Origin of the sequence: Vibrio japonicus, from assembly GCF_024582835.1 — a bacterium.
Lineage (GTDB): Bacteria > Pseudomonadota > Gammaproteobacteria > Enterobacterales > Vibrionaceae > Vibrio > Vibrio japonicus.
In genome coordinates, this window is sequence record NZ_CP102096.1 from 715,137 (window position 1) to 740,945 (window position 25,809).

24 protein-coding genes are annotated in these 25,809 nt (G+C 44.3%); 6 read left to right on the forward strand and 18 right to left on the reverse strand.

The genetic code is table 11. From position 1 onward, the window contains the following. Nucleotides 1–3 precede the first annotated feature (3 nt). The 5 genes from rlmH to leuS form a co-directional block, all read right to left on the reverse strand. Nucleotides 4–474 (reverse strand): 23S rRNA (pseudouridine(1915)-N(3))-methyltransferase RlmH, encoded by a 471-nt coding sequence (gene rlmH / locus NP165_RS03405; protein ID WP_257084935.1) that lies wholly within the window; start codon nucleotides 472–474, stop codon nucleotides 4–6. A 3-nt stretch (nucleotides 475–477) separates the two neighbouring features. Then, the gene (rsfS, locus tag NP165_RS03410) at nucleotides 478–795 is read right to left on the reverse strand and encodes a ribosome silencing factor (protein WP_257084936.1); all 318 of its coding nucleotides are present in this window, start codon (nucleotides 793–795) and stop codon (nucleotides 478–480) included. A gap of 59 nt (nucleotides 796–854) precedes the next feature. Continuing rightward, nucleotides 855–1,868 (reverse strand): DNA polymerase III subunit delta, encoded by a 1,014-nt coding sequence (holA, locus tag NP165_RS03415; RefSeq protein ID WP_257084937.1) that lies wholly within the window; start codon nucleotides 1,866–1,868, stop codon nucleotides 855–857. An 8-nt stretch (nucleotides 1,869–1,876) separates the two neighbouring features. Beyond that, nucleotides 1,877–2,524, reverse strand: a complete 648-nt coding sequence (locus NP165_RS03420; RefSeq protein ID WP_257084938.1) for an LPS-assembly lipoprotein LptE — start codon at nucleotides 2,522–2,524, stop codon at nucleotides 1,877–1,879. A 121-nt stretch (nucleotides 2,525–2,645) separates the two neighbouring features. Beyond that, entirely contained in the window at nucleotides 2,646–5,219 is a 2,574-nt protein-coding gene (leuS, locus tag NP165_RS03425; RefSeq protein ID WP_257084939.1) for a leucine--tRNA ligase, read from the reverse strand. Between the two features lie 132 nt (nucleotides 5,220–5,351). Here leuS and NP165_RS03430 point away from each other — a divergent pair, with 132 nt between their 5' ends. Further along, complete coding sequence (locus tag NP165_RS03430; RefSeq protein ID WP_257084940.1) at nucleotides 5,352–5,822, forward strand: zinc ribbon-containing protein; 471 nt, start codon at nucleotides 5,352–5,354, stop codon at nucleotides 5,820–5,822. Between the two features lie 88 nt (nucleotides 5,823–5,910). Here NP165_RS03430 and lnt read toward each other — a convergent pair whose 3' ends face one another. The 5 genes from lnt to miaB all read right to left on the reverse strand — a co-directional run bounded on the left by lnt (nucleotide 5,911) and on the right by miaB (nucleotide 11,548). Beyond that, a complete protein-coding gene (gene lnt, locus NP165_RS03435; protein ID WP_257084941.1) occupies nucleotides 5,911–7,437 on the reverse strand; it encodes an apolipoprotein N-acyltransferase in 1,527 nt (508 codons plus the stop codon). 40 nt (nucleotides 7,438–7,477) lie between these two features. Further along, the gene (gene corC, locus NP165_RS03440) at nucleotides 7,478–8,377 is read right to left on the reverse strand and encodes a CNNM family magnesium/cobalt transport protein CorC (protein ID WP_257084942.1); all 900 of its coding nucleotides are present in this window, start codon (nucleotides 8,375–8,377) and stop codon (nucleotides 7,478–7,480) included. A gap of 69 nt (nucleotides 8,378–8,446) precedes the next feature. Further along, nucleotides 8,447–8,914 (reverse strand): rRNA maturation RNase YbeY, encoded by a 468-nt coding sequence (gene ybeY, locus NP165_RS03445; protein ID WP_257084943.1) that lies wholly within the window; start codon nucleotides 8,912–8,914, stop codon nucleotides 8,447–8,449. Next, nucleotides 8,911–10,014 (reverse strand): PhoH family protein, encoded by a 1,104-nt coding sequence (locus tag NP165_RS03450; RefSeq protein ID WP_257084944.1) that lies wholly within the window; start codon nucleotides 10,012–10,014, stop codon nucleotides 8,911–8,913. Before NP165_RS03450 ends, ybeY begins: the two co-directional genes overlap by 4 nt. Before the next feature lie 109 nt (nucleotides 10,015–10,123). After that, nucleotides 10,124–11,548, reverse strand: a complete 1,425-nt coding sequence (gene miaB, locus NP165_RS03455; protein WP_257084945.1) for a tRNA (N6-isopentenyl adenosine(37)-C2)-methylthiotransferase MiaB — start codon at nucleotides 11,546–11,548, stop codon at nucleotides 10,124–10,126. 289 nt (nucleotides 11,549–11,837) lie between these two features. Here miaB and NP165_RS03460 point away from each other — a divergent pair, with 289 nt between their 5' ends. Further along, nucleotides 11,838–12,992, forward strand: coding sequence for a 2-octaprenyl-3-methyl-6-methoxy-1,4-benzoquinol hydroxylase (locus NP165_RS03460; RefSeq protein ID WP_257084946.1), 1,155 nt, complete (start codon nucleotides 11,838–11,840; stop codon nucleotides 12,990–12,992). Between the two features lie 69 nt (nucleotides 12,993–13,061). Here the strand turns inward: NP165_RS03460 and crr are convergent, their stop codons facing one another. From crr to cysZ, 5 genes are all read right to left on the reverse strand, one after another. After that, on the reverse strand, nucleotides 13,062–13,571 hold the full coding sequence (gene crr, locus NP165_RS03465; protein WP_257084947.1) for a PTS glucose transporter subunit IIA: 510 nt from the start codon (nucleotides 13,569–13,571) through the stop codon (nucleotides 13,062–13,064). A 106-nt stretch (nucleotides 13,572–13,677) separates the two neighbouring features. Further along, on the reverse strand, nucleotides 13,678–15,402 hold the full coding sequence (gene ptsI / locus NP165_RS03470) for a phosphoenolpyruvate-protein phosphotransferase PtsI (protein WP_257084948.1): 1,725 nt from the start codon (nucleotides 15,400–15,402) through the stop codon (nucleotides 13,678–13,680). Nucleotides 15,403–15,540: 138 nt separating this feature from the next. Continuing rightward, on the reverse strand, nucleotides 15,541–15,798 hold the full coding sequence (locus NP165_RS03475) for an HPr family phosphocarrier protein (RefSeq protein ID WP_032552209.1): 258 nt from the start codon (nucleotides 15,796–15,798) through the stop codon (nucleotides 15,541–15,543). A gap of 300 nt (nucleotides 15,799–16,098) precedes the next feature. Beyond that, on the reverse strand, nucleotides 16,099–17,067 hold the full coding sequence (cysK, locus tag NP165_RS03480; protein ID WP_257084949.1) for a cysteine synthase A: 969 nt from the start codon (nucleotides 17,065–17,067) through the stop codon (nucleotides 16,099–16,101). A 215-nt stretch (nucleotides 17,068–17,282) separates the two neighbouring features. Continuing rightward, entirely contained in the window at nucleotides 17,283–18,020 is a 738-nt protein-coding gene (gene cysZ / locus NP165_RS03485; RefSeq protein WP_257084950.1) for a sulfate transporter CysZ, read from the reverse strand. A 210-nt stretch (nucleotides 18,021–18,230) separates the two neighbouring features. On the opposite strand from cysZ, the gene zipA reads away from it, so the two are divergent. From zipA to NP165_RS03505, 4 genes are all read left to right on the forward strand, one after another. Next, entirely contained in the window at nucleotides 18,231–19,136 is a 906-nt protein-coding gene (gene zipA, locus NP165_RS03490) for a cell division protein ZipA (protein WP_257084951.1), read from the forward strand. A 173-nt stretch (nucleotides 19,137–19,309) separates the two neighbouring features. Further along, nucleotides 19,310–21,319: an NAD-dependent DNA ligase LigA gene (ligA, locus tag NP165_RS03495; protein ID WP_257084952.1), complete on the forward strand. Its 2,010-nt coding sequence runs from the start codon at nucleotides 19,310–19,312 to the stop codon at nucleotides 21,317–21,319. A 507-nt stretch (nucleotides 21,320–21,826) separates the two neighbouring features. Next, nucleotides 21,827–22,894: a porin gene (locus NP165_RS03500; protein WP_257084953.1), complete on the forward strand. Its 1,068-nt coding sequence runs from the start codon at nucleotides 21,827–21,829 to the stop codon at nucleotides 22,892–22,894. 79 nt (nucleotides 22,895–22,973) lie between these two features. Beyond that, on the forward strand, nucleotides 22,974–23,600 hold the full coding sequence (locus tag NP165_RS03505) for a DUF2057 family protein (RefSeq protein WP_257084954.1): 627 nt from the start codon (nucleotides 22,974–22,976) through the stop codon (nucleotides 23,598–23,600). Nucleotides 23,601–23,769: 169 nt separating this feature from the next. Here NP165_RS03505 and NP165_RS03510 read toward each other — a convergent pair whose 3' ends face one another. The 3 genes from NP165_RS03510 to NP165_RS03520 all read right to left on the reverse strand — a co-directional run bounded on the left by NP165_RS03510 (nucleotide 23,770) and on the right by NP165_RS03520 (nucleotide 25,673). Beyond that, complete coding sequence (locus NP165_RS03510; RefSeq protein ID WP_257084955.1) at nucleotides 23,770–23,943, reverse strand: hypothetical protein; 174 nt, start codon at nucleotides 23,941–23,943, stop codon at nucleotides 23,770–23,772. Between the two features lie 344 nt (nucleotides 23,944–24,287). After that, nucleotides 24,288–24,740 carry an NfeD family protein gene (locus NP165_RS03515; protein ID WP_257084956.1) on the reverse strand — a complete coding sequence of 151 codons (453 nt, stop codon included), beginning with the start codon at nucleotides 24,738–24,740 and terminating at the stop codon, nucleotides 24,288–24,290. Between the two features lie 9 nt (nucleotides 24,741–24,749). After that, a complete protein-coding gene (locus tag NP165_RS03520; protein WP_257084957.1) occupies nucleotides 24,750–25,673 on the reverse strand; it encodes an SPFH domain-containing protein in 924 nt (307 codons plus the stop codon). Nucleotides 25,674–25,809 lie beyond the last annotated feature (136 nt).

Sequence of the window (25,809 nt, forward strand, 5' to 3'; positions counted from 1 at the left end):
TGATTATTCTCGGTGATAAGGGTGATTTGCAGTAATGCTCCACGCACGGTATAAGCTTTCGGCCATGACAATACGAACCAATGGATGCGGTAACGTTAATGCCGACAGAGACCAGCTTTGGTCTGCCGCAGCTTTACATGCAGGAGCAAGGCCTTCAGGCCCACCAATTAAAATGGATACGTCTCGACCGTCGAGCTTCCAACTTTCTAGCTGTTCGGCTAATTGTGGGGTATCCCACTTTTTACCCGGGATATCTAGGGTAACAATTCGATTACCTTTTGGCACGGCCGCCAACATGGCTTCGCCTTCTTTTTGCAGAATTCTTGCAATATCGGCATTTTTTCCGCGTTTTCCGGCTGAAATTTCAACAAGTTCTAGCGGCATGTCGTGTGGAAAGCGGCGGCGATACTCCTGAAAGCCTTCCTCAACCCACTTTGGCATTTTTGTACCAACGGCAATCAATTGTATTTTCATACGTTAGCCCCAAAGCTTTTCAAGTTGGTAAAGCTCTCGTTGTTCTTCTTGCATGATGTGGACAATGGTTGTGCCCATATCAAGAACAACCCATTCGCCTTGAGCTTCACCATCAATACCTAATGGTGTAATGCCCGCTAACTTAGACTCTTTGGCTACGTGATCTGCGATTGAGGAAACATGACGTTTTGACGTGCCAGTGCAGATGATCATGTAGTCGGTAATGCTAGATTTTCCCTGAACATCGATGGTTTTGATGTTTTGGGCTTTCATGTCGTCGACCTTATCTACTAAAAAATCATTGAGCTTTTCAAGTTGCAAGGTGGTGTCCTCGTTATGTCATTGGGTTCAAATTAGGGCGGCGAAGTATATCACGCTTTTTACAGCTTCACGTGCGGTTGGCACATCTCAATACTTAACTGATGCAATAATGGCCAGCTGGATTGGTCATATTGAGTCTTCGCTAGCAGCTCAATCTTCGCTAGCATTTGCAGAAGTTGACTGACACGCGTAACAGAAAGTCGGTTGAGCGCAGAAGAATAAAGCGGTCGTTTGGATTGCCACACTTTATAAGCATCAAAGACTTTCCCCATCGGCATTGCCTTTAGCATTTGCGACATAGAAAGCAGTTGAGATAGCTCTTTTTGAATGGTTCTCGCTAAGATAACCACTTCCACACCTTCTGCTTCAAGCTGTCTGATGATGCGTTGAGCGCGGTTGGCTTTTCCGGCGAGAAGCGCATCGACCCAATGAAAAGCTGTAAAGTGATTATGTCGACTTAAAGACTCTTCTAAGCGAATTAAGTTCAGCTCTCCATCCGGGTAGATTAGAGCAAGCTTTTCCAGGCTTTGTGTTAACGCAAACAAGTTACCCTCATGCCATTGAGCCAAAAGTTGCACTGCTTCTGGATCTGGTTTTAGGTTCAATGCACGGCATCGAGTTTGCACAAACTGTGGAAGCCTTTGGATGTCGGGTGTCAAGCAGTTCACCCAGCAGCCGTTATTGTTCAGCGTTTTAAACCATTTCGCGTTTTCTTGGGCTTTGGTGAGTTTACTGCCGATGACGACGAGAATGATGTCGTTATGCAACAGCTCGGAAACTGCGAGCAACTCTTTGGCAATCGCCGCATTTACACCTGATTCTGGGAGCTCAAGTTCTATCAATTGCCTTGCTGAAAACAAACTCATAGCCTGGCAACAATCAAAGACGATGTTCCAGTCAAAAGAGGAGTCGATAGAAAAACGATGGCGCTCTTCAAACCCTTGAGCAAAGGCAGACTTTTGAATCGTTTGACGAGACTCTTGTATCAGTAGGGGCTCGTTGCCAAAAATGAGATAAGTTGGATGGAGCTGCTTGCTAAGCTGCTCCATTAATCGGTCAGCGAAAATTCGCATTTTAGCCTCTACTGAGCTGGCGCTGTGTAGCTGTTGTTGGATTCTTCTTCGGTGACTGTCTCAATATGGTAGATGTCGTCTTCGCTATCCAACTCATACTCAAGTTGCTCGCTTTTCTCAATATCGGCTTTCAAACGAGCCATTTGTCGAATGATCTGAGTGGCGGCTAGCTGGCGCATCTCATCTGCGATCATGTCGCGTTCAACGGATTTAGCAAGTGCAGTAAGAGGGTTATCCAGATAACTACGTGTTACGCTGGTCGACAACGTTTTGCTGCCAATATTCGGGGCGGTTACACGGTATGAGGCGTTGAATGTGATCTCTTTTTCTGCCGCTCGTGTGGTTTGGTAGAGTGATAAAGTGCGTTCGCCGACACTTTCGGATATTAGGTGGAGATTAGGAACGTCTTCCGCTGGCTCGACGACATTGATTTCATTCATGCGTAGCTGACCTTTCATCATTCTTGTAAAGGTGCTGTATGAATCATAACTTGTGAGAGAGAGCGTATTGAATTCCTCTGGTACAGAATAGTCACCGCGTAGGTGGAAGCCACAGCCGGCAAGTAAACTTGCGGTGAGAATGGCTGTTGTGAGCTTTACAGAGGAAAATGAAAACAGGTTAGATGCTCTACGAAACTTCGATTCTCTACGAAACATAGATGAAAGACTCTCAATGGTTTATTGGATTATTTATCTTAAGACTCTACCAACGAGTAAAGCGCTAAGATAAATAAAGCAGGGCGCGATTGCACCCTGCTTAAGACTATAAGGCGGTCAATTAGTTCGCCACGATGTTCAGAAGTTTACCAGGTACATAAATCACTTTACGTACAGTCAGGCCTTCTGTGAATTTCACCACGTTTTCGTCGTTTAGACCAAGCTCTTCAACGTGCTCTTTTGTTGCGTCTGCCGCGACAGTTAATTTCGCACGAAGCTTACCATTAACTTGAACAACGATAGTCTTCTCGTCTTCAACAAGTGCTTTCTCGTCGAACGTTGGCCATACCGCGTTGTCGATATCTGCTTCACCTAGCGCAGCCCATAGCTCGTATGAGATGTGCGGAGTGATTGGGTAAAGCATTGCAACAACCGCTTTTAGTGCTTCATCAAGGATTGCACGATCTTGCGCAGATTCTTGAGGTGCTTTCGCTAGTTTGTTCATCAGTTCCATGATTGCTGCGATAGCGGTGTTGAACGTTTGACGACGAGCAACGTCATCAGTCACTTTCGCGATAGTCTTGTGAACGTCACGACGAAGTGCCTTCTGGTCGCCAGAAAGTGCTGCTGCATCGACTGCTTCTGCTGCACCTTTTGATGTGTGCTCGTTAACCAGTTTCCAAACACGTTTCAGGAAGCGGTTTGCACCTTCTACACCAGACTCTTGCCATTCTAGAGTCATGTCTGCTGGAGACGCGAACATCATGAATAGACGTACTGTGTCAGCGCCGTATTTGTCTACCATCTCTTGAGGGTCGATACCGTTATTCTTAGACTTAGACATCTTGATCATGCCTGAGTGCGTTACATCACGGCCTTCAGTGTCTTTAGCTGAAGTGATGCGACCTTTACCGTCACGCTCAACCGCTACATCCGTTGGTGCAACCCATTCTTTACCGCCTTTCTCGTTCTCAAAGTAGAACGCATCAGCCAGTACCATGCCTTGACATAGTAGTTGCTTGAACGGCTCGTCAGAAGTCACGTAGCCAGCGTCACGTAGAAGTTTGTGGAAGAAGCGTGAGTACAGTAGGTGCATACAAGCGTGCTCGATACCACCAATGTACTGGTCTACTGGTAGCCAGTAGTTCGCTTTTTCTGGATCTAGAATGTCGTCAGCTTGTGGTGAACAGTAACGTGCGTAGTACCAAGACGATTCCATGAAGGTATCGAACGTATCTGTCTCACGTAGAGCTGGTTCACCGTTGAAGGTTGTCTTCGCCCACTCTTTGTCTGCTTTGATTGGGCTGGTTACGCCGTCCATCACCACGTCTTCTGGAAGAATCACTGGTAGTTGGTCAGCTGGTACTGGGTGAACTTCACCGTCTTCAGTGGTTACCATTGGGATTGGAGCGCCCCAGTAACGTTGACGAGATACACCCCAGTCACGTAGACGGAAGTTAACTGTCTTAGTACCTTTGCCTTCTGCTTCTAGCTTTGCAGAAATTGCATCGAACGCTGCTTGGAATTCTAGGCCGTCGAATTCACCTGAATCGAACAGCACCCCTTTCTCTGTGTAGGCTGCTTCAGAGATGTCTAGCTCGCTGCCGTCAACTGGCTTGATTACAGGCACGATGTCTAGGCCGTATTTCGTTGCGAACTCGTAGTCACGTTGATCGTGTGCTGGTACTGCCATTACAGCGCCTGTACCGTAGTCCATCAGAACGAAGTTAGCTACGTACACTGGCACTTCACGACCGTTCAATGGGTGAATAGCAGTAAGGCCAGTCGCCATACCTTTCTTCTCCATTGTCGCAAGCTCAGCTTCAGCAACCTTAGTGTTCTTACACTCTTCGATGAATGCTGCGAGTTCAGGGTTGTTTTCTGCTGCGATAGCTGCGAGAGGGTGACCTGCTGCGATACCAACGTAAGTCACACCCATTAGCGTGTCTGGACGCGTTGTGTACACTTCTAGGTCTTGCTGGCCTTTTACTTCAAACTTTAATTCAACGCCTTCAGAGCGGCCGATCCAGTTGCGCTGCATGGTTTTCACCATCTCCGGCCAACCGTCTAGGTTGTCTAGATCGTCAAGTAGCTCTTGCGCGTATTCAGTGATTTTGATGAACCACTGTGGGATCTCTTTTTGCTCTACAGGCGTATCACAACGCCAGCAGCAGCCGTCTTCAACCTGCTCGTTTGCAAGAACCGTTTGGTCATTCGGACACCAGTTAACAGAAGATGTCTTCTTGTAAACTAGGCCTTTTTCGTAAAGCTTAGTGAAGAACTCTTGTTCCCAACGGTAGTACTCAGGAGTACATGTTGCGAATTCACGGTTCCAGTCGTAACCAAAGCCAAGAAGCTTAAGTTGGTTCTTCATGTATTCGATGTTTTCGTAAGTCCATGGTGCAGGCGCTGTGTTATTTTTCACTGCGGCGTTTTCTGCAGGTAGACCGAATGCATCCCAACCAATTGGTTGCATTACGTTTTTGCCTTGTAGGCGTTGGAAGCGAGATACTACGTCACCGATGGTGTAGTTGCGCACGTGGCCCATGTGCAGTCGACCACTTGGGTAAGGGAACATGGATAGACAGTAGAATTTTTCTTTATTTGGGTCTTCACTTACAACAAAGGTCTTGTTGTCATCCCAGTGCTTTTGAACTTTCTGTTCAATGTCTTGTGGGTTGTATTGTTCTTGCATCGATGGTATCCGGTTATCTTGGAATTTGTGAGTTCGGTTAGAACAGACTTAAATAGATCGTCATAGAATACCTAAAGGAGCGAGGTTCAACAATAGCCGACACTCTTCAAATCTCAGTCAGGAGGGGGAACTATGCCAAAACGTAAAGAAGGTTATGAGGAAATGTTTGAAGATGTGGTTGAAGCACTCAAACATAGCCCAGATGAAGTTAACCGCGTTTTAGAAAAGTCGGGCAAAGTGGTTGAAGCCGCCAATGACTTAACAAAAGATGAACTTGCGTTGGTTTCTGCTTACGTAAAATCGGATTTAAAAGAGTTTGCTGAAAGCTATGAAGAGTCGAAAAGTGGGCCTTTCTACCTGATGATCGCTGATTCTATCTGGCAAGGGTTATTGGAAATTACAGACCGGACGAAAGTGGAATGGGTAGAGCTTTTCGATGACCTTGAACACCAAGGGCTTTATCAAGCGGGTGATGTCATCGGTTTAGGCATTCTGGTGTGCGACGAATGTGGTCATAAAACAGAATACAATCATCCAACCGTTATTATTCCTTGTTCGAAGTGTGGCTGTACCGGATTTACCCGTCAGGCACTTAAGCCGTAACTAAAACAGCGGCTTCAATGAATGTTGAAGCCGCTTGTTACCTCTGAGCCAATACGTACTCCATCGAAAGAATATTCGAGGGGGGTACTTATTGTGTATCGCCTCTTCTTCTTGCCATCACCACACCAACAAACAAACTCAACACTACCCATAGGTAGAGTGGCCAGCTTCCAATTTGTCGATAGGGCGTTTGACCAGACGTTGACACCACTTCCGTACGGAGAACACCAGTTTTAAATTGAGGGATTTGTTCGACAATGTTGCCTTTGTAATCCGTGACTGCGGTGACTCCGTTGTTGGTTGAACGAATCACTGGTTTACCGAGTTCCAGAGCACGCATACGGGCAATTTCCATATGTTGCAATGGGCCAATAGAGCGACCAAACCAAGCATCGTTTGATAGCGTGAGGATAAAGTCAGTCTCTTCGGTGATGTTTTGGCGAACCTGCTCGTTAAAGATAATTTCATAGCAGAGTGCCGGTGCCATCTGCTTTCCGTTGGCGTCTATGTTTGGTTGGATAAATTCCCCATTGCTAAATGACGACATCGGAAGATTAAAAAACGGCGCAAGTGGTCGCAGGATCTTTTCGAATGGAACAAACTCACCAAATGGTAGTAAGTGGTGTTTGTGATAACGCTGGTTCATGTCATAACTGTAATCGCCATACGCCGTATTCCCAACAGTAAGAATGCTGTTGTAGAACTGTTTGTTTGCTCCTTGATTGACCACACCAGTTATGACCGCGCTGTTGTTCAATTTTGCCGCTGAATCAAGATTGCTTAAGTACGAGGAAACTTCAAACTCAAAGGCGGGAATTGCCGCTTCTGGCCAGATGATGATGTCTGCATCCCAGTTCTCTCGTGTGAGATCGGTATATTTCATGATGGTGGGCCAGCGTTGGCTAGGCACCCATTTAAGCTCTTGGGCGATATTACCTTGGATTAAAGCCAGTTTTGTCGTGCTGGATGGATTAGGTGTCACCCAGTTCGCGGCTTTTAAGCCATAGCCAGCAGACAAGATGACGATAGGGATAAGTAAATGCATCCACTGCTTTTTAATGAACGCATATGCAATGCTACCCGCGCTGAGCACCATGAGTAGAGTCAGTAGTTCCACGCCACCTATCGGGGCAAAATTTGCTAGTGGGCTGTCTATCTGGCTGTAGCCAAGCCACAACCAAGGGAAACCTGTCATTACCCATCCGCGTAACCAATCAAATATCAACCATAGGGCGGGTGCGGTTAGTAAGAAACGAGTGCGGTTTGAGTTTGGGAAAAAGCGATTTAAGCTCCAGCTAAAAAGGGCAGGGTAGATCGCGAGATACGCAATCAGCAGCGCCATTAAAAATAGACTGGCTATTTTGGGCATGCCGCCAAAATGGTCGATGCTGACATAGACCCAACTGACACCTGTAGCAAATTGACCCAGTCCCCATGCGTAACCAATACCAAGCGCGTGTTTGCTTGACTGGCGGTGAAGTAAAATAAGCAATAGGGCCGGGCTGACGAATGCCAATGGCCAAATTTGATAAGGTGCAAAAGCAAGTGTGGTTATAGCGCCAACAAAAACGGCCGCGAGCGGCCGTTTTAGGCGATGAAAAATCGTATTAATCATCGTAATCTTATCTGAGTACCCCTTTAAAAGGGAATTAGCGTTACTCTTCAGTCGTTTCTGGAAGAGGCTCTTCGTCGGGGACGGTTACTTGAATTTGTAACACGCGTCGGTTATCTGCTGAGGTGACTTTAAAGCTATAGCCTTCGATATCCACGACTTCACCGCGTGAAGGTAGGTGACCGAATGCTGTCATGACCATACCACCAACAGTGTCGACCTCTTCATCGCTGAACGACGTTTTGAAACTTCCATTGAACTCTTCGATGGTTGTTAAAGCTTTCACTGAATAGGTATGCTTACTCAGCTTACGGATATCCAGCTCTTCTTCATCATCGAATTCGTCTTCAATTTCACCCACGATTTCTTCAAGGATGTCTTCGATGGTGACAAGGCCAGAAACGCCTCCGAACTCATCGACAACAATTGCCATGTGATAACGTTCCTCACGGAATTCTTTTAGTAGACGATCTACTCGTTTACTTTCAGGAACAACCACCGCAGGACGGATAACTTGTTCGATATCAAATGGCGCACAGTCTGAGCCTAAGTATTTTAGTAAGTCCTTCGCAAGCAGGATGCCTTCTACATGGTCTTTATCTTCACTGATGACAGGGTAGCGCGAGTGCGCTGCATCGGTGATAAGGTTAACCAGTGCGTCGAGATCGTCGCTACGGTCAACGGTAACCATTTGCGAGCGTGGGATCATGATATCGCGCACTCGCATTTCAGCGATCTCCATAACACCTTCGAGCATGTCTCGAGTGTCATGGTCAATCAGGTCATTTTCTTCAGAATCGCGGATAACTTCTACAAGTTCTTGGCGATCTTTAGGTTCACCCTGGAAGATTTGACCTAGGCGGCCGAAGAAGGACTTTCTACTCGGACCTTCAGATTTTTCTTTCTTACCTTCTAGAGATGAGGTCGAATTGTCTTCGTTCATTGTTTCTCATTTAAGTAACGCTATCAGAAGTGTGATAGCACACATAGGCTAATTTTTGATGTTTCTAAATTAGCTTTGTTTTTCAGCAATATAGGGGTCTTCAAAACCCATAGATTGCATGATTTCTGTTTCGAGAGACTCCATCTCTTCAGCTTCGTCATCCTCGATATGATCATAACCTAGCAGATGCAGGCTGCCATGTACAACCATATGCGCCCAATGTGCCATCAAGGGCTTATCTTGTTCTGCGGCTTCGCGCTCAACCACCTGGCGACAAATGATGAGATCGCCCAGTAAGTCAATCTCCATTCCCGGTGGTGCTTCAAACGGAAATGACAGCACGTTGGTTGGTTTATCTTTGCCGCGGTAATCGTGATTAAGCTGGTGGCTCTCTTCTTCGTCGACAATACGAACGGTGACTTCTGCCTGAGGCTGAAATTTTTCCACCGCTCGACTTAGCCAATGATGAATGTCGTCAAACTGAGGTAACCCATTTTCATCTTCGACAGCTAGCTGAAGATCAAGTTCGATACTCATGATTCTTTGCTCTCATCCACCGAAACGTTTTCCATTGGGCTATTTTGAGTGTCCAATAGTTTCGCTTCGCGTTCCTCTCTACGGCGTTTCTCGTATTCTTTACGCTCTTTCTGGTCTTGTGCTTCCCATTTTTCATAGGCGTTAACAATACGCGCAACGACAGGGTGGCGGACCACATCATCCGATTGGAAGAAATTGAAGCTGATCTCGTCGACTTCATTCAGCACTTCAATGGCATGACGTAAACCAGATTTCGCGCCTCTTGGTAAGTCAATCTGAGTGACGTCACCAGTGATAACAGCGCGTGAATTAAAGCCAATACGGGTTAGGAACATTTTCATCTGTTCCACAGTGGTGTTCTGACTTTCATCAAGAATAATAAACGCGTCGTTAAGTGTACGACCACGCATGTACGCCAGTGGAGCAACTTCAATCACGTTACGCTCAATAAGCTTCTCTACGCGTTCAAAGCCTAGCATCTCGAATAATGCGTCGTATAGTGGACGAAGGTATGGATCGACTTTTTGGCTTAAATCGCCAGGCAAGAAGCCCAGTTTTTCACCAGCTTCGACTGCAGGGCGAGTCAGCAAAATACGACGAATTTCTTGGCGCTCAAGTGCATCAACAGCAGCGGCAACCGCTAGGTAAGTTTTACCCGTACCAGCAGGACCAACACCGAAAGAGATGTCGTGTGTCACCATGTTGACCAAGTACTGAGCCTGGTTTGGTGTACGCGGTTTGATTACGCCTTTTTTCGTCTTGATAAAGACTTCTTTGCCGTGCTCGATATTCGACTCTGTGTTTTGCTCCAAAATCCCGGTTTCTTTAATAGCCAAGTGGATTTCTTCTGGCTCGATATCTGGAATGTTGCCACGAACGGGCGCGGTGTTAACGTACAGAGTTTTGATGATTTCAAGCGCAGCCGCTGAAGTATGAGGCTTGCCTACGATCGTAAAGAAGTTACCACGGTAGCTGATTTCTACACCCAAACGGCGTTCTAAGTGTTTGATATTGTCGTCGAAAGGACCGCAAAGGCTAGCCAGGCGGCGATTATCAGAAGGTTCTAGATCAATTTCTAGTGTTACGATTTTATTGCTCAAAGTTGCCTCTCAATGTTTGCCATTGGGTAGAAACCCGATTGAGACCGGGCTTCTAATGGCGATAGGTATCTATATCTAAGATGGTAACTCAGACAGATATTTTCAAGCTTTAAGGCGTAAACGTTGCAACACCTAGCTCATCTTCGCGCTTGGTCTTCGCCATCATCTGCGTTGGAGAGATGATAGTACGTAGGTCCATGTCTTTTTCAGTACGTACGATTTCACCGCGTAGTGAGTTTGCAAATACGTCAGTGATCTTCACATCGACAAATTGACCAATCAGATCCGCGTTACCTTCAAAGTTAACGACACGGTTGTTCTCTGTACGAGCACGCAGCTCCATCAGGTTTTTCTTAGATGGACCTTCAACTAGAACACGCTGCTCTGTACCTAGCATTAGGCGAGAGTAACGCATAGCTTGGCTGTTGATTGTTTGTTGTAGTTCGTAAAGACGATCTTTCTTCTCTTGTTCAGGAATATCACATGGATAATCAGCGGCAGGCGTGCCTGGGCGAGGAGAGAAGATAAAGCTAAAGCTCATGTCGAAGTCGACGTCTTTGATTAGCTTCATAGTGTCTTGGAAGTCTTTATCTGTCTCACCTGGGAAACCAACGATAAAGTCAGAACTGATTTGAATATCAGGGCGTGCTTTACGCAGTTTACGGATGATTGACTTGTACTCAATGCCAGTGTGTGGGCGTTTCATCATTGTCAAAACGCGGTCACTACCACTTTGTACTGGCAGGTGTAGGAAGCTCACTAGTTCAGGTGTGTCTTCGTATACTGCGATGATGTCGTCAGTGAACTCTAGCGGGTGGCTAGTTGTAAAGCGAATACGGTCGATACCGTCAATCGAGGCAACCAGACGCAGTAAATCTGCAAATGAACAGATCTCACCATCGTGCATTGGACCACGGTATGCGTTTACGTTTTGGCCTAGTAGGTTGACTTCACGTACGCCTTGCTCAGCTAGCTGCGCGATTTCATATAGGACGTCATCCATTGGACGGCTGACTTCTTCACCACGAGTGTATGGTACAACGCAGTAAGTGCAGTACTTAGAACAGCCTTCCATGATTGAAACGAATGCCGTCGCGCCTTCTGCACGTGGTTCTGGCAGACGGTCAAATTTTTCAATCTCTGGGAAAGAGATATCCATTACAGGCGCATCATCTGATTGAGACTGTTTGATCATCTCAGGTAGACGGTGCAGCGTTTGTGGGCCGAAGATAACGTCAACAAACGGTGCACGTTCACGAATGTGGTCGCCTTCTTGAGTCGCAACACAACCGCCCACACCGATCACAACGCCTTCTTTTTTATCTTTTAGCGTTTTCCAACGACCTAGCTGGTGGAATACCTTCTCTTGTGCTTTTTCGCGGATTGAACAGGTATTAAGTAGTAATACGTCTGCTTCTTCTGGTTCTTCTGTCAGCTCATAGCCGTTAGCCGCGTTCAGTAGATCCGCCATTTTTGATGAATCGTATTCGTTCATCTGGCAGCCCCAGGTTTTAATTAGCAGTTTTTTACTCATGTTGTTCGCTCGATCGTTAGTTTAAATTAAGGGAGCAAATCGCCCAATATTTCCAGTAAGTCACCGATGTTGCTTCAATATGGTGACCGAGTTTTAACCGCCCTCTCGGCGGATAAGCGGCGTATTGTACTGCTTTAAAAACCTACTGACTAGTGCTGTCACAAATTCTCTTAAAGCCTATATTGTATAGGGGTTTGCCCAGATAACGGGCAAGGTTTTTAGTTACATTTTAGTAGTGAAATCGTACAATAAAAAACAGCCAAATAATCAATATGATGAAGTACAAAATATGAGCAGATATGATGTTGCCGTCATCGGTGGGGGCATGGTAGGCGCTGCTGTTGCATTGGGTTTTGCAAAGCAGGGCAGACAGGTTGTTGTCATTGAAGGGCAAGCGCCTCTTACTTATTCTCCAGACCAGTCAATGGACATTCGAGTATCTGCGATATCTGAACACTCCGTCGAAATTCTTAGTAAGTTGGGGGCATGGCATCACGTATCAGACATGCGAGTATGCCCGTATCGCCGCCTAGAAACTTGGGAGCATCCCGATTGCCGTACTCGTTTCCATTCTGATGAGTTGAATATGGAACGCTTGGGCTACATCGTGGAGAACCGTCTCATCCAATTAGGACTTTGGGCTGAGTTTGAGAAATATCCAAACCTAACGATCCGCTGCCCTGAAACGCTTAGCCAGATTGAGTTTGATACAGTCTCAAAGGTGACCTTGGCATCGGGCGATAGTTTCGAAGCCGATTTGGTGGTAGGGGCTGATGGGGCGAATTCCAAAGTTAGGGCGTTAGCTGGGATAGGTGTGACGGCATGGGATTATCGCCAGCACTGTATGCTCATCAATGTTGAAACCGAATTACCACAGCAAGACATTACATGGCAGCAATTTAATCCGTCAGGTCCGCGCTCGTTTCTTCCGTTATGTGGTCATCAAGGTTCTTTGGTTTGGTATGACTCACCGAAACGAATTAAACAGTTGTGTGGTATGTCTAAAGAGCAGCTACGACAAGAAGTGATGGCGCATTTTCCCGCTGAGCTGGGAGAGGTTAAGGTGCTGCAGTTTGGTTCATTTCCACTGACACGCCGCCATGCACAAACGTACTTCAAGCAAGGGTGTGTGTTGGTTGGTGACTCTGCACATACGATTAACCCGCTGGCCGGGCAGGGGGTTAACTTAGGCTTTAAGGATGTAGAGGCGTTGTTAGAGGCGACGGAAGGAAAAGAAGTGCTGTCTATTGAACTGTTGAAAACATATGAACGAAAGCGCCGCCCAGACAACATGTTAATGCAGACGGGTATGGATTTTTTCTATAAAGGATTTAGCAATGATTTGGCTCCGCTGAAGTTTATGCGAAATGCAGCATTAAAAGTTGCCGAGAAGTCGGGGCCAATTAAAACGCAAGTATTGAAGTACGCGCTTGGGTTAAAGTAGGCACTTCAAACAATGAACAATAAAAAACGCTGCCATTGGCAGCGTTTTTTTAGATTCGCTAAGTGAGAATTACTTAGTTACACGTAGAACTGGTGTTTCACCAACAGTTACAGAGCCAGAAAGCTTGTGAAGCTCTTTGATTTCGTCCATGTTAGAGATAACAACTGGCGTTAGTGTCGATTTTGCTTTTTCTTCTAGAAGTGCCAAATCGAATTCGATGATTGTGTCACCTGCTTTTACAGATTGGCCTTCTTCAGCGATACGTGTGAAACCTTCACCTTTTAGCTCAACAGTGTCGATACCGAAGTGAACAAATAGCTCTACGCCGTCATCAGATTCGATAGAGAATGCGTGGTTAGTCTCGAAGATCTTACCGATAGTGCCGTTTACAGGAGCTACCATTTTGTTGCCTGCAGGCTTGATAGCAATACCGTCACCAACGATTTTCTCAGCGAAAACAACGTCTGGCACATCTTCGATGTTTACGATCTCACCTGATAGAGGTGCGATGATTTCGATTGCACCAGCGTCAGCGCTGTCATCAGATACAAGCTTCTTAAGTTTATCAAACAGACCCATTGTGTCATGCTCCTAACGTTTTTTATGTAATTCTGTCGAATTATAGTATACCAATCTTAAAAGATAGACGACTACTTTCGCCGTCTATCTCATTGGAATTAACAGATTATTGAGATTTCTCTGCGATGAACTTTTCAACAACGGCTTCGATTTCAGCCGCTGTTGGAAGCGACAACGCTTCTTCTGCCATCGCCTTCACTTCTGCGAAGTTAGAATTGCGGATCACTTTCTTCACTTTAGGGATAGAGATACCGCTCATTGAGAACTCATCAAGGCCCATACCTAGAAGTAGAAGCGTTGCACGCTCATCACCTGCTAGCTCACCACACATACCAGTCCACTTACCTTCAGCGTGAGAAGCATCGATAACTTGCTTGATCACGGTAAGTACCGCTGGTGATAGTGGGTTGTATAGGTGAGAAATCATCTCGTTACCACGGTCAACGGCTAGCGTGTACTGAGTTAGGTCGTTGGTGCCGATAGAGAAGAAAGCAACTTCCTTCGCTAAGTGGTGTGCGATTGCTGCTGCCGCTGGGGTTTCAACCATGACACCGGTTTCGATGTTTTCGTCGAAAGCAAGACCTTCAGCACGTAGCTCTGCTTTGTATTCTTCGATCGCTTTCTTAAGCTCACGGATTTCTTCAACAGAGATAATCATTGGGAACATGATACGTAGCTTACCGTGTGCAGAAGCACGTAGGATACCACGTAGCTGGTCGCGTAGGATTTCACGACGGTCCAAGCTGATACGAACGGCGCGCCAGCCTAGGAACGGGTTCATCTCCTGAGGAAGATCCATGTATGGTAGATCTTTGTCGCCGCCGATATCCATTGTACGGATAATTACAGATTCGCCGTTCATGGCTTCTGCAACTTCTTTGTACGCTTGGTATTGTTCGTCTTCAGTAGGCAGCGCAGTGCGGTCCATGAATAGGAATTCAGTACGGTACAAACCAACGCCTTCACCACCGTTACGGATGATGCCGTCGCAGTCTTTTACCGTACCGATGTTGCCGCATACTTCAACGCGGTGACCGTCAGTCGTCTCTGCGTGCAGGTCTTTCAGCTTCGCTAGCTCTTCTTTTTCAGCTTGGAATGCCGCTTTAACTGCTTTTGCTTCTTCTACTTCAGCTTCAGAAGGGTTTACAACGATCTTGTTGTTCATCGCGTCAAGAATCAGCATGTCGCCATTCTTCACTTTCTTAGTGATGTCGTTAGTACCAACGATAGCGGGAAGTTCTAGAGAGCGTGCCATGATTGACGTATGTGAAGTACGACCACCAATGTCACACGCGAAACCAAGAACGTAGTCTAGATTGATTTGAGCAGTTTCAGATGGTGTTAGGTCGTAAGCCACCAAGATGGCTTCTTCATTGATGTCGCTGAGAGAAACGATGTTGATACCCAGTGCGTTTTTAACGAAACGAGTGCCGATGTCACGAATGTCCGTTGCACGCTCTTTTAAGTACTCATCGTCTAACGACTCAAGTGCAGCAGCTTGTTCTTCGATAACGGTGTGGATAGCGTTATCAGCGTGCATCTTGTCATTTTTGATAAGTGCTAGGATTTCTTCCTCTAGCTCTTCGTCTTCAAGAAGCATGATGTGACCTTCAAAGATCGCTTCTTTCTCTTCACCGAAGGTTTCTAGTGCTTTCTGTTTGATGGTCTCTAGTTGAGCTGAAGACTTGTTACGAGCGTCAAAGAAACGCGCAACTTCTGCTTCTACTTGATCATCAGAAATAGTGTTTGTGTTTAGGACAATTTCATCTTCTTGAAGTAGTAATGCTTTACCAACAGCAATACCAGGAGATGCTAGGATGCCTGAAATCATAGCTTTACCTTAAATTGGTCAACTTTAAAAACGGGAGAATAATGAGTGTACTAACGATAATTAGTAGCTTAAATTCTGCTCTATTTCCAACAAAGCCATTTTGCTTTCACAAAATGGCTTTAGAAATAGTAGACCTGATTAGTGCAGTTGATCCATTAGAGCAACTAGGTGGTCTACAGCTTGTTGAGCTTGTGGGCCCTCAGCTGAGATAGAAACTACTGTACCTTTTACTAGGCCAAGAGTTTGTAGTTTAAACAGGCTCTTTGCGCTAGCGCTTTTACCGTTAGAAGTCACAGTGATGTCCGCGTCAAATGATTTTGCTTCTTTCACGAACTGTGCCGCTGGGCGAGTGTGAAGACCGTTTTCAGCAGTGATTTCTACTTGCTTCTCGTACATGTTAAATACCCCAATTGATTTATATTTAGATAGTTTATTAACCAGATTTAGCTTAACTGCTAACTTTGTAATCTGCTACAAGCTGGGCACTGTGGCCGTTTCATAACTGATACTGGTTATCAATTTTTCACTTATGACTCCAATCTGTGTCGGATTTCATAGTGAGATAAATTCTTACTAAGCTTTTTTATTTTGAAGCTAGAAATAAAACAATCCTGATATTACCAAAGGTGAAATAAGGATCAACAAAAAAGCCCCTATAAGGGGCTTTTTTAGACGAAAATTTGATTTCGATACGTATTACTGTTGGTTCTCTTTCTCGGTAAAGATGCCTGAAAATAGCGCAGTACTTAGGTATCGTTCACCTGAACTTGGTAATACAGTTACAATGTTTTTTCCTTCAAATTCAGGCAGTTCTGCTAGTCGGTTTGCAGCAACGACTGCTGCGCCTGAAGAAATACCCGCTAGGATACCTTCCTCTTCCATTAGGCGACGAGCCATTTCAATCGCTTCTTCAGAAGTTACTGTCTCAACGCGGTCTAGAAGCTCTAAATCTAAGTTTCCAGGGATAAAGCCCGCACCGATACCTTGAATTTTGTGTGGCGCTGGCTGAATTTCTTCACCTGCTAACGCTTGAGTGATGACTGGTGATTCAGCTGGCTCTACTGCGACAGAAACAATGTTCTTACCTTTCTCACCTTTAATGTAACGGCTTGTACCTGTGATTGTACCGCCCGTACCAACGCCCGCTACGAATACATCGATCTCACCGTCTGTTGCATCCCAGATTTCTGGACCAGTGGTTTTCTCGTGGATTTCAGGGTTAGCTGGGTTGTTGAACTGCTGAAGAAGTAGGTACTTGTCAGGGTTGCTTGCAACGATCTCTTCTGCTTTTGCAATCGCACCTTTCATGCCTTTTGCTGCTTCTGTCAGTTCTAGGTTCGCACCCAGCGCTTTTAGAAGCTTACGGCGTTCTAAGCTCATCGACTCAGGCATAGTCAGAGTCAGTTTGTAACCACGAGCCGCTGCTACGAAAGCAAGCGCAATACCCGTGTTACCACTTGTAGGTTCAACAAGTTCAACACCTGGCTTTAGTTTGCCTTGTTTTTCAGCATCCCAAATCATGCTTGCACCAATACGGCACTTAACACTAAAACTCGGGTTTCGCGATTCAATCTTAGCAAGTACTTTTCCTTTACTTACTTTATTTAGGCGAACGATAGGAGTGTTACCGATTGTTAGTGAATTATCTTCGTAGATTTTGCTCATGGCGTGATCCTTCATCATCTTTATTAGCATTGAGCATAATTAACGCTCAAAGCCATTTATGTTCTATCAAAATTTAACTGTGTAGAGAGTAGGACAGCTGAAAAAACTAGAAAAGGATTAAAAAGTTATATGATATGAATATGCAGATGTGGGCACAAATTAAAGAGGGGAGAACGGCGAATTCCCCCTCATTTTCAAATTTTGTGATTTACGCTCTATTTCTTGAATTCATTAACCCACATCGCAGTTGCACCACAGACAGCGACAGGCATAACGATGAGGTTTAAAATAGGAATCGTAGTGAAAAATGACACTAGGGCACCAAACCCATATGCTTTACCTTGTTTTTGTTTCAAACTGTAACGCATATCATTGAAGCTCACTTTGTGATTATCAAAAGGGTAGTCACAATATTGAATAGCCAACATCCAGGCAGTAAAAGCAAACCATAGAACAGGCCCTACCGTCTGTCCGAGTCCTGGAATAAGTAATAGAAGAAAAAGGCCTATTGCTTTCGGTAAGACATAGACCAATTTTCTCCATTCGCGGCCGAGGACACGTGGGATATCTTTCACGACGGCAAGAGCGCCATCGTCACTGACTTTTTGCTTGGTGAGGTGCTCTTCGACTTTTTCTGCGAGCAAGCCATTAAATGGTGCCGCGATAAAGTTTGCCAGAGTACTAAAGAAATAAGAGAACGTTGCCAGAATCGTCAGTACAAGCAACGGCCATAAAATATAGCTCAACCAAGAAAGGAACGCTGGAAGTTGTCCCATTAACTGATTAATCCAAATATCGAGATTGGAAAACAGATAAAATAGTGCCCCACCAACAAGAATAATGTTGGTCAATAGAGGTAATAGAACGAATGGGCGAATACCTGGTGTTAGAGCAAGCTCTAAGCCGTAAAAAAAGTAGCCGAAGCCGGAACGTTTACGTGTTACAAAACTCATAATTTAAAATCATTTAGTGGTTTAAAAACGAACGACCGTTATCTTAACAAGAAAAAAGCGTGTTCAAAATCACAACATTCTAGGAACTTCTAACATTAAGTTGTTCTAAAACAGGTGAGAGTTTTGGTAGAGTTACTATTAGTTAGGTTTAACCAGGTTCAATATCGTTACCTTTGAAGGCACGATTTCTTGAATAATTGAGAGTAAAAAATGCAGGAACTGCGATTCGTACTCATAATTGTCGGAGCACTAGCGATTGCCGCTTTGCTGTTCCACGGTTTATGGACAAGCAAAAAAGAAGGGACGGCTAAGTTTGGTAATAAACCATTACGCAAGCTAGACGTCGATGAAAATGAAAATGAGTCAGATGCGTCCTCAGAGCGTTCATTTGCTCCTGAAGATGATTTTGAGATCATTCGTAAAGACCGAAAAGACTCAGAATTTGCTGCCGAGCCTATCATGGCTGATCCTTTGATTGATGGCTATTCAGAACCAAAGAAGCCTGTTAAGCCTGAGACGAAAATAGAGGATGAACCGGATTTAGATTTTCCGTCTATTTCTACCAAGTCGTTTGACGATGTAGAAGATAAACCGGAGTCAGTCGTCGAAAAACCTCAATTGGATAGTGAAGAAACTATCACTGAGATAACGGAAGAACTGCAACCAGAGCCAGAACCAGAAAAAGTCGCAGAACCAGAGATGCAGGTCATTGTGCTGAATGTTCATTGTGCCGGTGATGAACCATTTGTGGGCACGAAGCTTTTTGACAGCATGCAACAAAACGGTCTGCTCTATGGTGAAATGGATATTTTCCATCGTCACGCAGATCTCTCTGGGACAGGCAAAATACTCTTCAGTGTAGCGAATATGATGCAGCCAGGGACATTAAAGCACAATGACCCCGCAGAATTTACAACGAAGGGGATCTCATTCTTTATGACTCTGCCGTGCTTTGGGGATCCAGAACACAACTTCAAGCTTATGCTTAAAACCGCGCAACAAATTGCCGATGATTTAGGTGCCAATGTACTTGATGATGGTCGAAATCTTATGACGCCAAATCGTATAGACACTTACAAATCGCAAATCAAAGCATTCAAAGCTGCGACAGCGTAAGTTAAAACAGACGTAAACAGGGCTCCTAAATGGAGCCTTTTCTTTTTGGAGCAGATGCGAATATCAGACTATTGATAATAAGAGCCTCTCTGTTCATACTCCACTGAAATACATAGGTACTGCACCTTTTACGCAGTATCGAGGTCGAATTGATTTACATATCAGAGTTAGTTATGTCGCCAGAGATTCAAGAACAGCTTAATCAGCTACGCGAGACCCTGCATTACCACGGGGTTAAATATTACGTTGAAGATAGTCCAGAAATTCCTGATGCGGAATATGATCGGATGATGCGTGAGCTTATTGATTTGGAAGCTCAGCATCCTGAATTGGTTACACTGGATTCGCCAAGTCAACGGGTCGGTGGTGCCCCTTTATCGGCGTTTGAATCGGTGGCCCACGAAATCCCAATGCTGTCTCTAGATAATGCTTTTGATGACGATGAACTTAACTCTTTTCATAAACGCATGCGTGATCGCGCACCAACTGCGACATTCGATGTGTTTTGTTGTGAGCCTAAATTGGATGGGCTGGCGGTAAGTTTGTTGTACGAAAACGGCGTATTGGTTCAAGCGGCCACTCGTGGCGACGGTACAACAGGTGAAAATATTACGGACAATGTTCGTACGATCAAAGCAATTCCATTAAAACTGCAAGGCTCAGACTGGCCTGAACGCCTTGAGGTGCGTGGTGAAGTCTTTATGCCAAAAGCTGGCTTTGAAAAGCTAAACGAGCTGGCACTAAAGAAAGGTGACAAAGTATTTGTTAACCCGCGTAATGCTGCGGCAGGTAGCCTACGTCAGCTTGATTCAAAAATTACCGCGACGCGTCCGCTAAGTTTTTACGCTTACAGTGTGGGTGTGGTAAGCGGAGCAAGCCTTTCAGAGAGCCACTACGAGCGATTCTTACAGCTAAAAGGCTGGGGATTACCAATGTGCCCTGAGACTCGTCTTGTAAGCAGTCTGGACGAAGTGAAAGCGTATTATCAAGACATATTGGCTCGTAGAGACGAGTTACCTTATGAGATTGATGGCGTTGTTATCAAAGTCGATGACGTTTCTCTACAAGAGCAGCTCGGTTTTGTGGCCAGAGCACCACGCTGGGCAATTGCGTATAAGTTCCCAGCCCAGGAAGAAATCACCACATTGAACGAAGTTGAGTTTCAAGTCGGGCGTACAGGAGCTATTACCCCAGTCGCTAAGTTGGAGCCAGTCTTTGTTGGTGGAGTGACAGTAAGCAATGCGACATTACACAATGCAGACGAAATTGAACGTTTGGGGGTGATGGTTGGTGACTGCGTCATGATTCGACGTGCGGGCGATGTGATTCCACAGATCGTCTCCGTTGTGAAAGATCGTCGACCAGATAACGCACGCGAGATCGTTTTCCCAACGCATTGTCCTGTTTGTCACTCTGAAGTTGAGCGAGTAGAAGGTGAAGCCGTTGCTCGTTGCTCCGGAGGTCTAGTCTGTCAAGCGCAACGTAAAGAAGCGTTGAAACACTTTGTTTCTCGAAAAGCAATGGATGTAGACGGTCTAGGTGACAAAGTGATCGAACAACTGGTTGATAGAGAAATGGTGGAAACACCCGCTGATCTATTTAAGTTATCAGCGGGAGTACTGACGGTTTTAGATCGTATGGGGCCTAAGTCTGCTCAAAATATTGTTAATGCCCTCAACAAATCGAAAGAAACGACGCTTCCTCGTTTCTTGTATTCGTTAGGAATACGTGAAGTCGGTGAGGCAACAGCAGCGAATTTGGCTCAACATTTCAAAACTCTCGACGCAGTCAAGAATTCAACGCATGAACAGTTGATTGAAGTACAGGATATTGGTGGCATTGTTGCGAGTCATATCACGGCATTTTTTTCGCAAGATAAAAACTTGAAAGTGATTGATGAGTTACTAGAGCAAGGTATTTTCTGGGCTGATATTGAAGAAAAAAGTGAAGATGCCCCTCAACCGCTAGCTGGTAAAACAGTCGTACTGACGGGTACTTTATCGCAGTTGTCTCGTAACGACGCGAAAGCGGCTTTGCAAAACTTAGGGGCGAAAGTAACGGGAAGTGTCTCTAAGAAAACCGATATTCTATTTGCGGGTGAAAATGCGGGTTCAAAACTCGCTAAAGCCCAAGAGCTTGGGGTTGAGGTCCGTACAGAGCAAGATCTAATCGAGATGCTATAGATCACGACAAATAACAAATTTAGATAACAGAGCCACCAATTAGGTGGCTTTTTTTTGTCCAAAAATAACTATTGAAAACAGGCTTTTTGTAGGCATTTATAGTCAATGATCATGTTCAAACAACAGGAAATTAAATCAACTTTAGTTAGATATTGCGAGGCATATCAATGGCTATTTACATTTATTTTTTATTTAACTTGTTGTTTTTATTTGATTATATTTGTTTATACAGTTTGTCATTCTGTTTTGTGTCGATCCCGATCACTCCACGGTAAAAAATTTGTTGCTGCTCATATTTTTTTAGATAAAAAGTAAGTTCTTATTGATGTTTTGCGTTGCGAAGTTAGTCTTGAGCCATGGATACACAGTGTGTATGCAAAAACTAGGAAATCAAAAGATTCGTCAATAACTTGAGATTTTCGACAAAAGGAAATTATTTCTCCCTTCGGCGGCCAACTTAAGGCGAGAAACATAAAAACAGCTATATCCAATTTTAGGAGTTTTTCCATGGACAAAATGTTTAAACGTACCCTCGTGGGTGCTGCAATCGCGACTGTTGCAGCAGCTGGTTCTGCGAATGCAGCAATTGAATTGAATGGTCAAGCTGTTCAGTTGTATGGACAAGCAGCAGGCTTCATTCACCTAACTTCTCCAGACCAAGGTGATGAAACAGCGTCAGCGGTCATTGAATCACGTGTTGGTTTCCGCGGCGTAGTTGAGTATGAAGATTTTGGACCGAATTTTGTGTGGCAAATTGAAGGTGGCGACGCAAACAATGGCGACAAATCAGGTCAATTAGGTGCTCGTGATACATACTTGGGCTTAGAATTTGATGGCGTAGGTACGTTTAAGTTCGGTCGTCAATTGGTTGCAGCATACAACTATGTTGACTGGCCACACTCAAACCCAGGTCTAGGTAATGTGTTTGACTGGCACTCTGCACTAGGTGATACCGATGCTGACACAAAAACAAATGGCGGTGCAGGCTATCAAGACCGTGCAGACAATGTTTTCCGATTTGACTCAGCGAGTTTTGGTGGTTTCAATTTCCAAGCAACGCTAAGTAACATGGATGCTTCAACTGATAACCAAGTTATTAGTGTCGGTGCTTCTTATCAAGCTGGCCCTGTGAATTTACATGGTGGTTACTATGATGATTCTGAAGCTGATAAAAGCTATGCAATCGTCGGTGCTACCGCTGGTTTCGATGCTTTAACATTAACTGCTGCATTTAAAGCAATGGAAAATGGTAAGCAAAAAGTAACATACACTGAAAATGGTGCGGACGTTACTAAGATTCAAGACAACTCGCAAAATGCAATCTCTTTAACAGGTCAGTATGTTATTGATGAGAAAATTGTCCTAAAAGCGGGTTATGCACAAACAATGGACTCAGACAAAGGTTCTGTAGTTGGAGGAAGCTTCACTAAGGATGATGGTTCTACAGCAGTTACGGCTCGCTTAGGTTACTTGCTACCAAGTACGTATCTATTCATCGACTCTCGTAACTACAAGATGAACGGTTCTGACGACTTTGATCATAATGTTTTAGTTGGTGCTGAATACTACTTCTAAGTTTAGGTATATAAGTAGCAATAATATAAATATGCGAGCATCATAGGTGCTCGCATTTTCACTGAATTAGGAGATGTTTATGAGAAGTTTGACGAAAACTATGGCAGTGCTTAGTTGCCTTTTGGCTCCCAATGCTCTTGCTGGGGTTGAAGTTAACTTAGGTGATTCGATTGATATTATTGCCTACAACGGTGAGGAGGTTGGTATGCGAGTGAGCCCTCTTCGTCACCTAGAGTTAAATAATGGCACAAACCAAATTGCAATTCGAATGAGCAAGTTAGTTCAGAAATCGGATGGGCAGTTTGAAAAGTATAACTCCCCAGTTTCAATCGTAACCTTCTCCGCTGAAAATCAAACGATCACGCTTTCTCCTGCTCAAAAAGTAAAAAATGTAAAAGACGCGGATTCATTTTCAAAGTCACCAATTTACACTCTCAATACGGAAGGAGAGATAGCGGTGACTCAAGAGATTTTGCCTAGAGGTAGTGGGTTAACTCGTGACTATGAAAAAGAAATAGCACGTTATAATAGCAAGCGAAATATTCGCTTTGAAAAAGAAATTATCCATACCCCTTTTTCATCTAAAGAAAATCTAGATATCCCTGAATATACGGATAGCCCAAACATCAATAAGATAAAACAAGATTTCTTATCACTGCCAACATTAGAGCAAAAAGAGTTCTTGAAGTGGGCGGTTAGTCAGTGATTTATCAATCATAATATGTATTCTTACAGAAAAGAAGCCGATTCTATTTATCCGCTTCTTTTCTGTAACAGAAATAAGTACGTTCTAATTTGGATTTAACATCCTTACTAATTTGACGAGGTAGGCTGGTTTTTATCTGACTATAATAAATTAGCTTCACTTCATTCACTCAGTATTTTCGTTTTCCTCCTTTCATTTCACACATCATTAAAGGCTCATAATTAACGCTTCCGTCTTGATAAAGGCAGTCTACCCATGGACCTGCATTAGAAGATGCGGGACTAGTAGCCATTGCGCCTGAACTTAGCAGTAGAGAGACAAATACTAACAGTAGCTTTTTCATGATTTTCTCCGGTGGGTTAATAACTTTTTTAAAACCAATCTCTACTAATTAGTATGTTCAAAGATTAAATAAGATCAAAAAAAATCACTCATTGATAAATTTTCTTCAATAAATAATGAAGTCTTTTTATTCTTCGTTAAAAATCAATCAACTGATAAATAAGAAAATTTAATATGGTCTTTGTTAGTGTTTTTATAAGTTTAGTTTTAATTTGGTGGGAATTTTTAGAGCTTAATTTTTGACGCAATTAAGTTAAAGTGCTGATAAATAATGATTTGTCTAGGTTTGGGTAACTTGAATGAAGTTATATAGGCCCTATAAAGGTGATAGGGCCTAAAATACGTTTATTTTTTTTCGCTAATGGAGAGAATAATGCCATCAACCGCAGTGATTTCTACCGTTGTGCCTGCGGTTAAGGAAGTTTCTGATTTGGCTGACCAAGTCGTATCACCCACTTTGATACGCCCTTTTCCTTTCGGAAAGTCTTCGTCAAGAGTGAGTACTTGCCCAACCAGCTGCTTTTGCTTTTGATTAAGGTCACGTTGCTCATCACTTTGTTTGTCATGCGTTAGCTGACGACGCCACCATAACCAAGTGGTGACGAGTGAAAAAGAGCCAAACGACATCCACTGTAACTGCCAGCTTAGAGGAATAAAAGTGAGTAGAATACCGACTAAAAGTGCTGATAAACCTAACCAAAGTAGGTAACCAGCAGCGCCAAGCAATTCTGCCGCTAACAGAATTAAGCCAAACGCCAGCCAGTGCCAGTAATTTACTGAATCCAATAATGCTATCAAATTAGCGCCTTATTTTTTCTCGTTAGATTGATGTTTGAACATTTCCGCGATGCCAGCGACAGACCCCATTAGCCCTGAGGCTTCTAGTGGCAGCATAATGATTTTTCCATTTTCTGCTTGCCCAATCGTTTTTAGTGCGTCGGTATAGCCTTGTGCAATAAAGTAATTGACCGCTTGCATATCACCTTTTGCAATCGCTTCAGAAACCATTGTCGTCGCTTTTGCTTCCGCTTCGGCGGCTCTTTCTCGCGCTTCAGCTTGTAAGATAGCGGCTTGTTTATCACCTTCCGCTTTCAAAATTTCGGACTGTTTCTGGCCTTCAGCACGCAGAATTTCTGCTTGACGGATCCCTTCAGCTTCAAGAATCTCCGCACGTTTGTTACGTTCAGCTTTCATTTGTGCGTTCATTGCGGCAGTAAGATCCGCTGGTGGCTGGACATCTTTTATTTCTATACGGGTAACTTTTACACCCCATGGGTTGGTTGCTTCGTCGACGATTGTTAGCAGCTTAGTGTTGATCATATCGCGCTGACTCAGCATTTCGTCGAGTTCCATTGAACCAAGAACTGTTCGAATATTGGTCAAGGTTAGGTTTCTTATTGCATGCTCTAAGTCATTGACTTCATAAGCAGCACGCGCAGCATCAATGACTTGTACAAAACACACTGCGTCAATAGTGACGTTAGCGTTGTCTTTTGAGATAACCTCTTGCGCCGGAATATCCAGAACGCGCTCCATCATATTAATTCTGTGCCCAATACTATCAATGAACGGGATGATGAAATTTAGTCCCGGCTTTAACGTATGAGTGAAGCGGCCAAAACGTTCCACTGTCCAGTGGTTCCCTTGTGGTACGGTTTTTACGCCAGCATAGATGAACGAAATGGCAACAATAAGAAAGCCACCAATTGTAATCAGAGATTCAATTCCCATATTTAAGTTCCTGTATTCACATAGATATGTTGATTGTTGCTTAATTAAACACCGCAAACAAAAAAATAAATGAGAACTGAGGCGAAGTTTTAGGCAAAAGAAAAGCCGGAATATCCGGCTTTAATATGAATTAGTA

Coding starts and splice junctions, on each gene's coding strand:
- NP165_RS03500 (WP_257084953.1), top strand. CDS start 21,827: ATGGACAAAATGTTTAAACGTACCCTCGTGGGTGCTGCAATCGCGACT.
- lnt (WP_257084941.1), bottom strand. CDS start 7,437: ATGATTAATACGATTTTTCATCGCCTAAAACGGCCGCTCGCGGCCGTT.
- miaB (WP_257084945.1), bottom strand. CDS start 11,548: ATGAGTAAAAAACTGCTAATTAAAACCTGGGGCTGCCAGATGAACGAA.
- corC (WP_257084942.1), bottom strand. CDS start 8,377: ATGAACGAAGACAATTCGACCTCATCTCTAGAAGGTAAGAAAGAAAAA.
- holA (WP_257084937.1), bottom strand. CDS start 1,868: ATGCGAATTTTCGCTGACCGATTAATGGAGCAGCTTAGCAAGCAGCTC.
- NP165_RS03475 (WP_032552209.1), bottom strand. CDS start 15,798: ATGTACGAGAAGCAAGTAGAAATCACTGCTGAAAACGGTCTTCACACT.
- zipA (WP_257084951.1), top strand. CDS start 18,231: ATGCAGGAACTGCGATTCGTACTCATAATTGTCGGAGCACTAGCGATT.
- ybeY (WP_257084943.1), bottom strand. CDS start 8,914: ATGAGTATCGAACTTGATCTTCAGCTAGCTGTCGAAGATGAAAATGGG.
- NP165_RS03505 (WP_257084954.1), top strand. CDS start 22,974: ATGAGAAGTTTGACGAAAACTATGGCAGTGCTTAGTTGCCTTTTGGCT.
- NP165_RS03520 (WP_257084957.1), bottom strand. CDS start 25,673: ATGGGAATTGAATCTCTGATTACAATTGGTGGCTTTCTTATTGTTGCC.
- leuS (WP_257084939.1), bottom strand. CDS start 5,219: ATGCAAGAACAATACAACCCACAAGACATTGAACAGAAAGTTCAAAAG.
- crr (WP_257084947.1), bottom strand. CDS start 13,571: ATGGGTCTGTTTGATAAACTTAAGAAGCTTGTATCTGATGACAGCGCT.
- rlmH (WP_257084935.1), bottom strand. CDS start 474: ATGAAAATACAATTGATTGCCGTTGGTACAAAAATGCCAAAGTGGGTT.
- ligA (WP_257084952.1), top strand. CDS start 19,310: ATGTCGCCAGAGATTCAAGAACAGCTTAATCAGCTACGCGAGACCCTG.
- cysZ (WP_257084950.1), bottom strand. CDS start 18,020: ATGAGTTTTGTAACACGTAAACGTTCCGGCTTCGGCTACTTTTTTTAC.
- ptsI (WP_257084948.1), bottom strand. CDS start 15,402: ATGATTTCAGGCATCCTAGCATCTCCTGGTATTGCTGTTGGTAAAGCA.
- NP165_RS03460 (WP_257084946.1), top strand. CDS start 11,838: ATGAGCAGATATGATGTTGCCGTCATCGGTGGGGGCATGGTAGGCGCT.
- NP165_RS03420 (WP_257084938.1), bottom strand. CDS start 2,524: ATGTTTCGTAGAGAATCGAAGTTTCGTAGAGCATCTAACCTGTTTTCA.
- NP165_RS03430 (WP_257084940.1), top strand. CDS start 5,352: ATGCCAAAACGTAAAGAAGGTTATGAGGAAATGTTTGAAGATGTGGTT.
- cysK (WP_257084949.1), bottom strand. CDS start 17,067: ATGAGCAAAATCTACGAAGATAATTCACTAACAATCGGTAACACTCCT.
- NP165_RS03510 (WP_257084955.1), bottom strand. CDS start 23,943: ATGAAAAAGCTACTGTTAGTATTTGTCTCTCTACTGCTAAGTTCAGGC.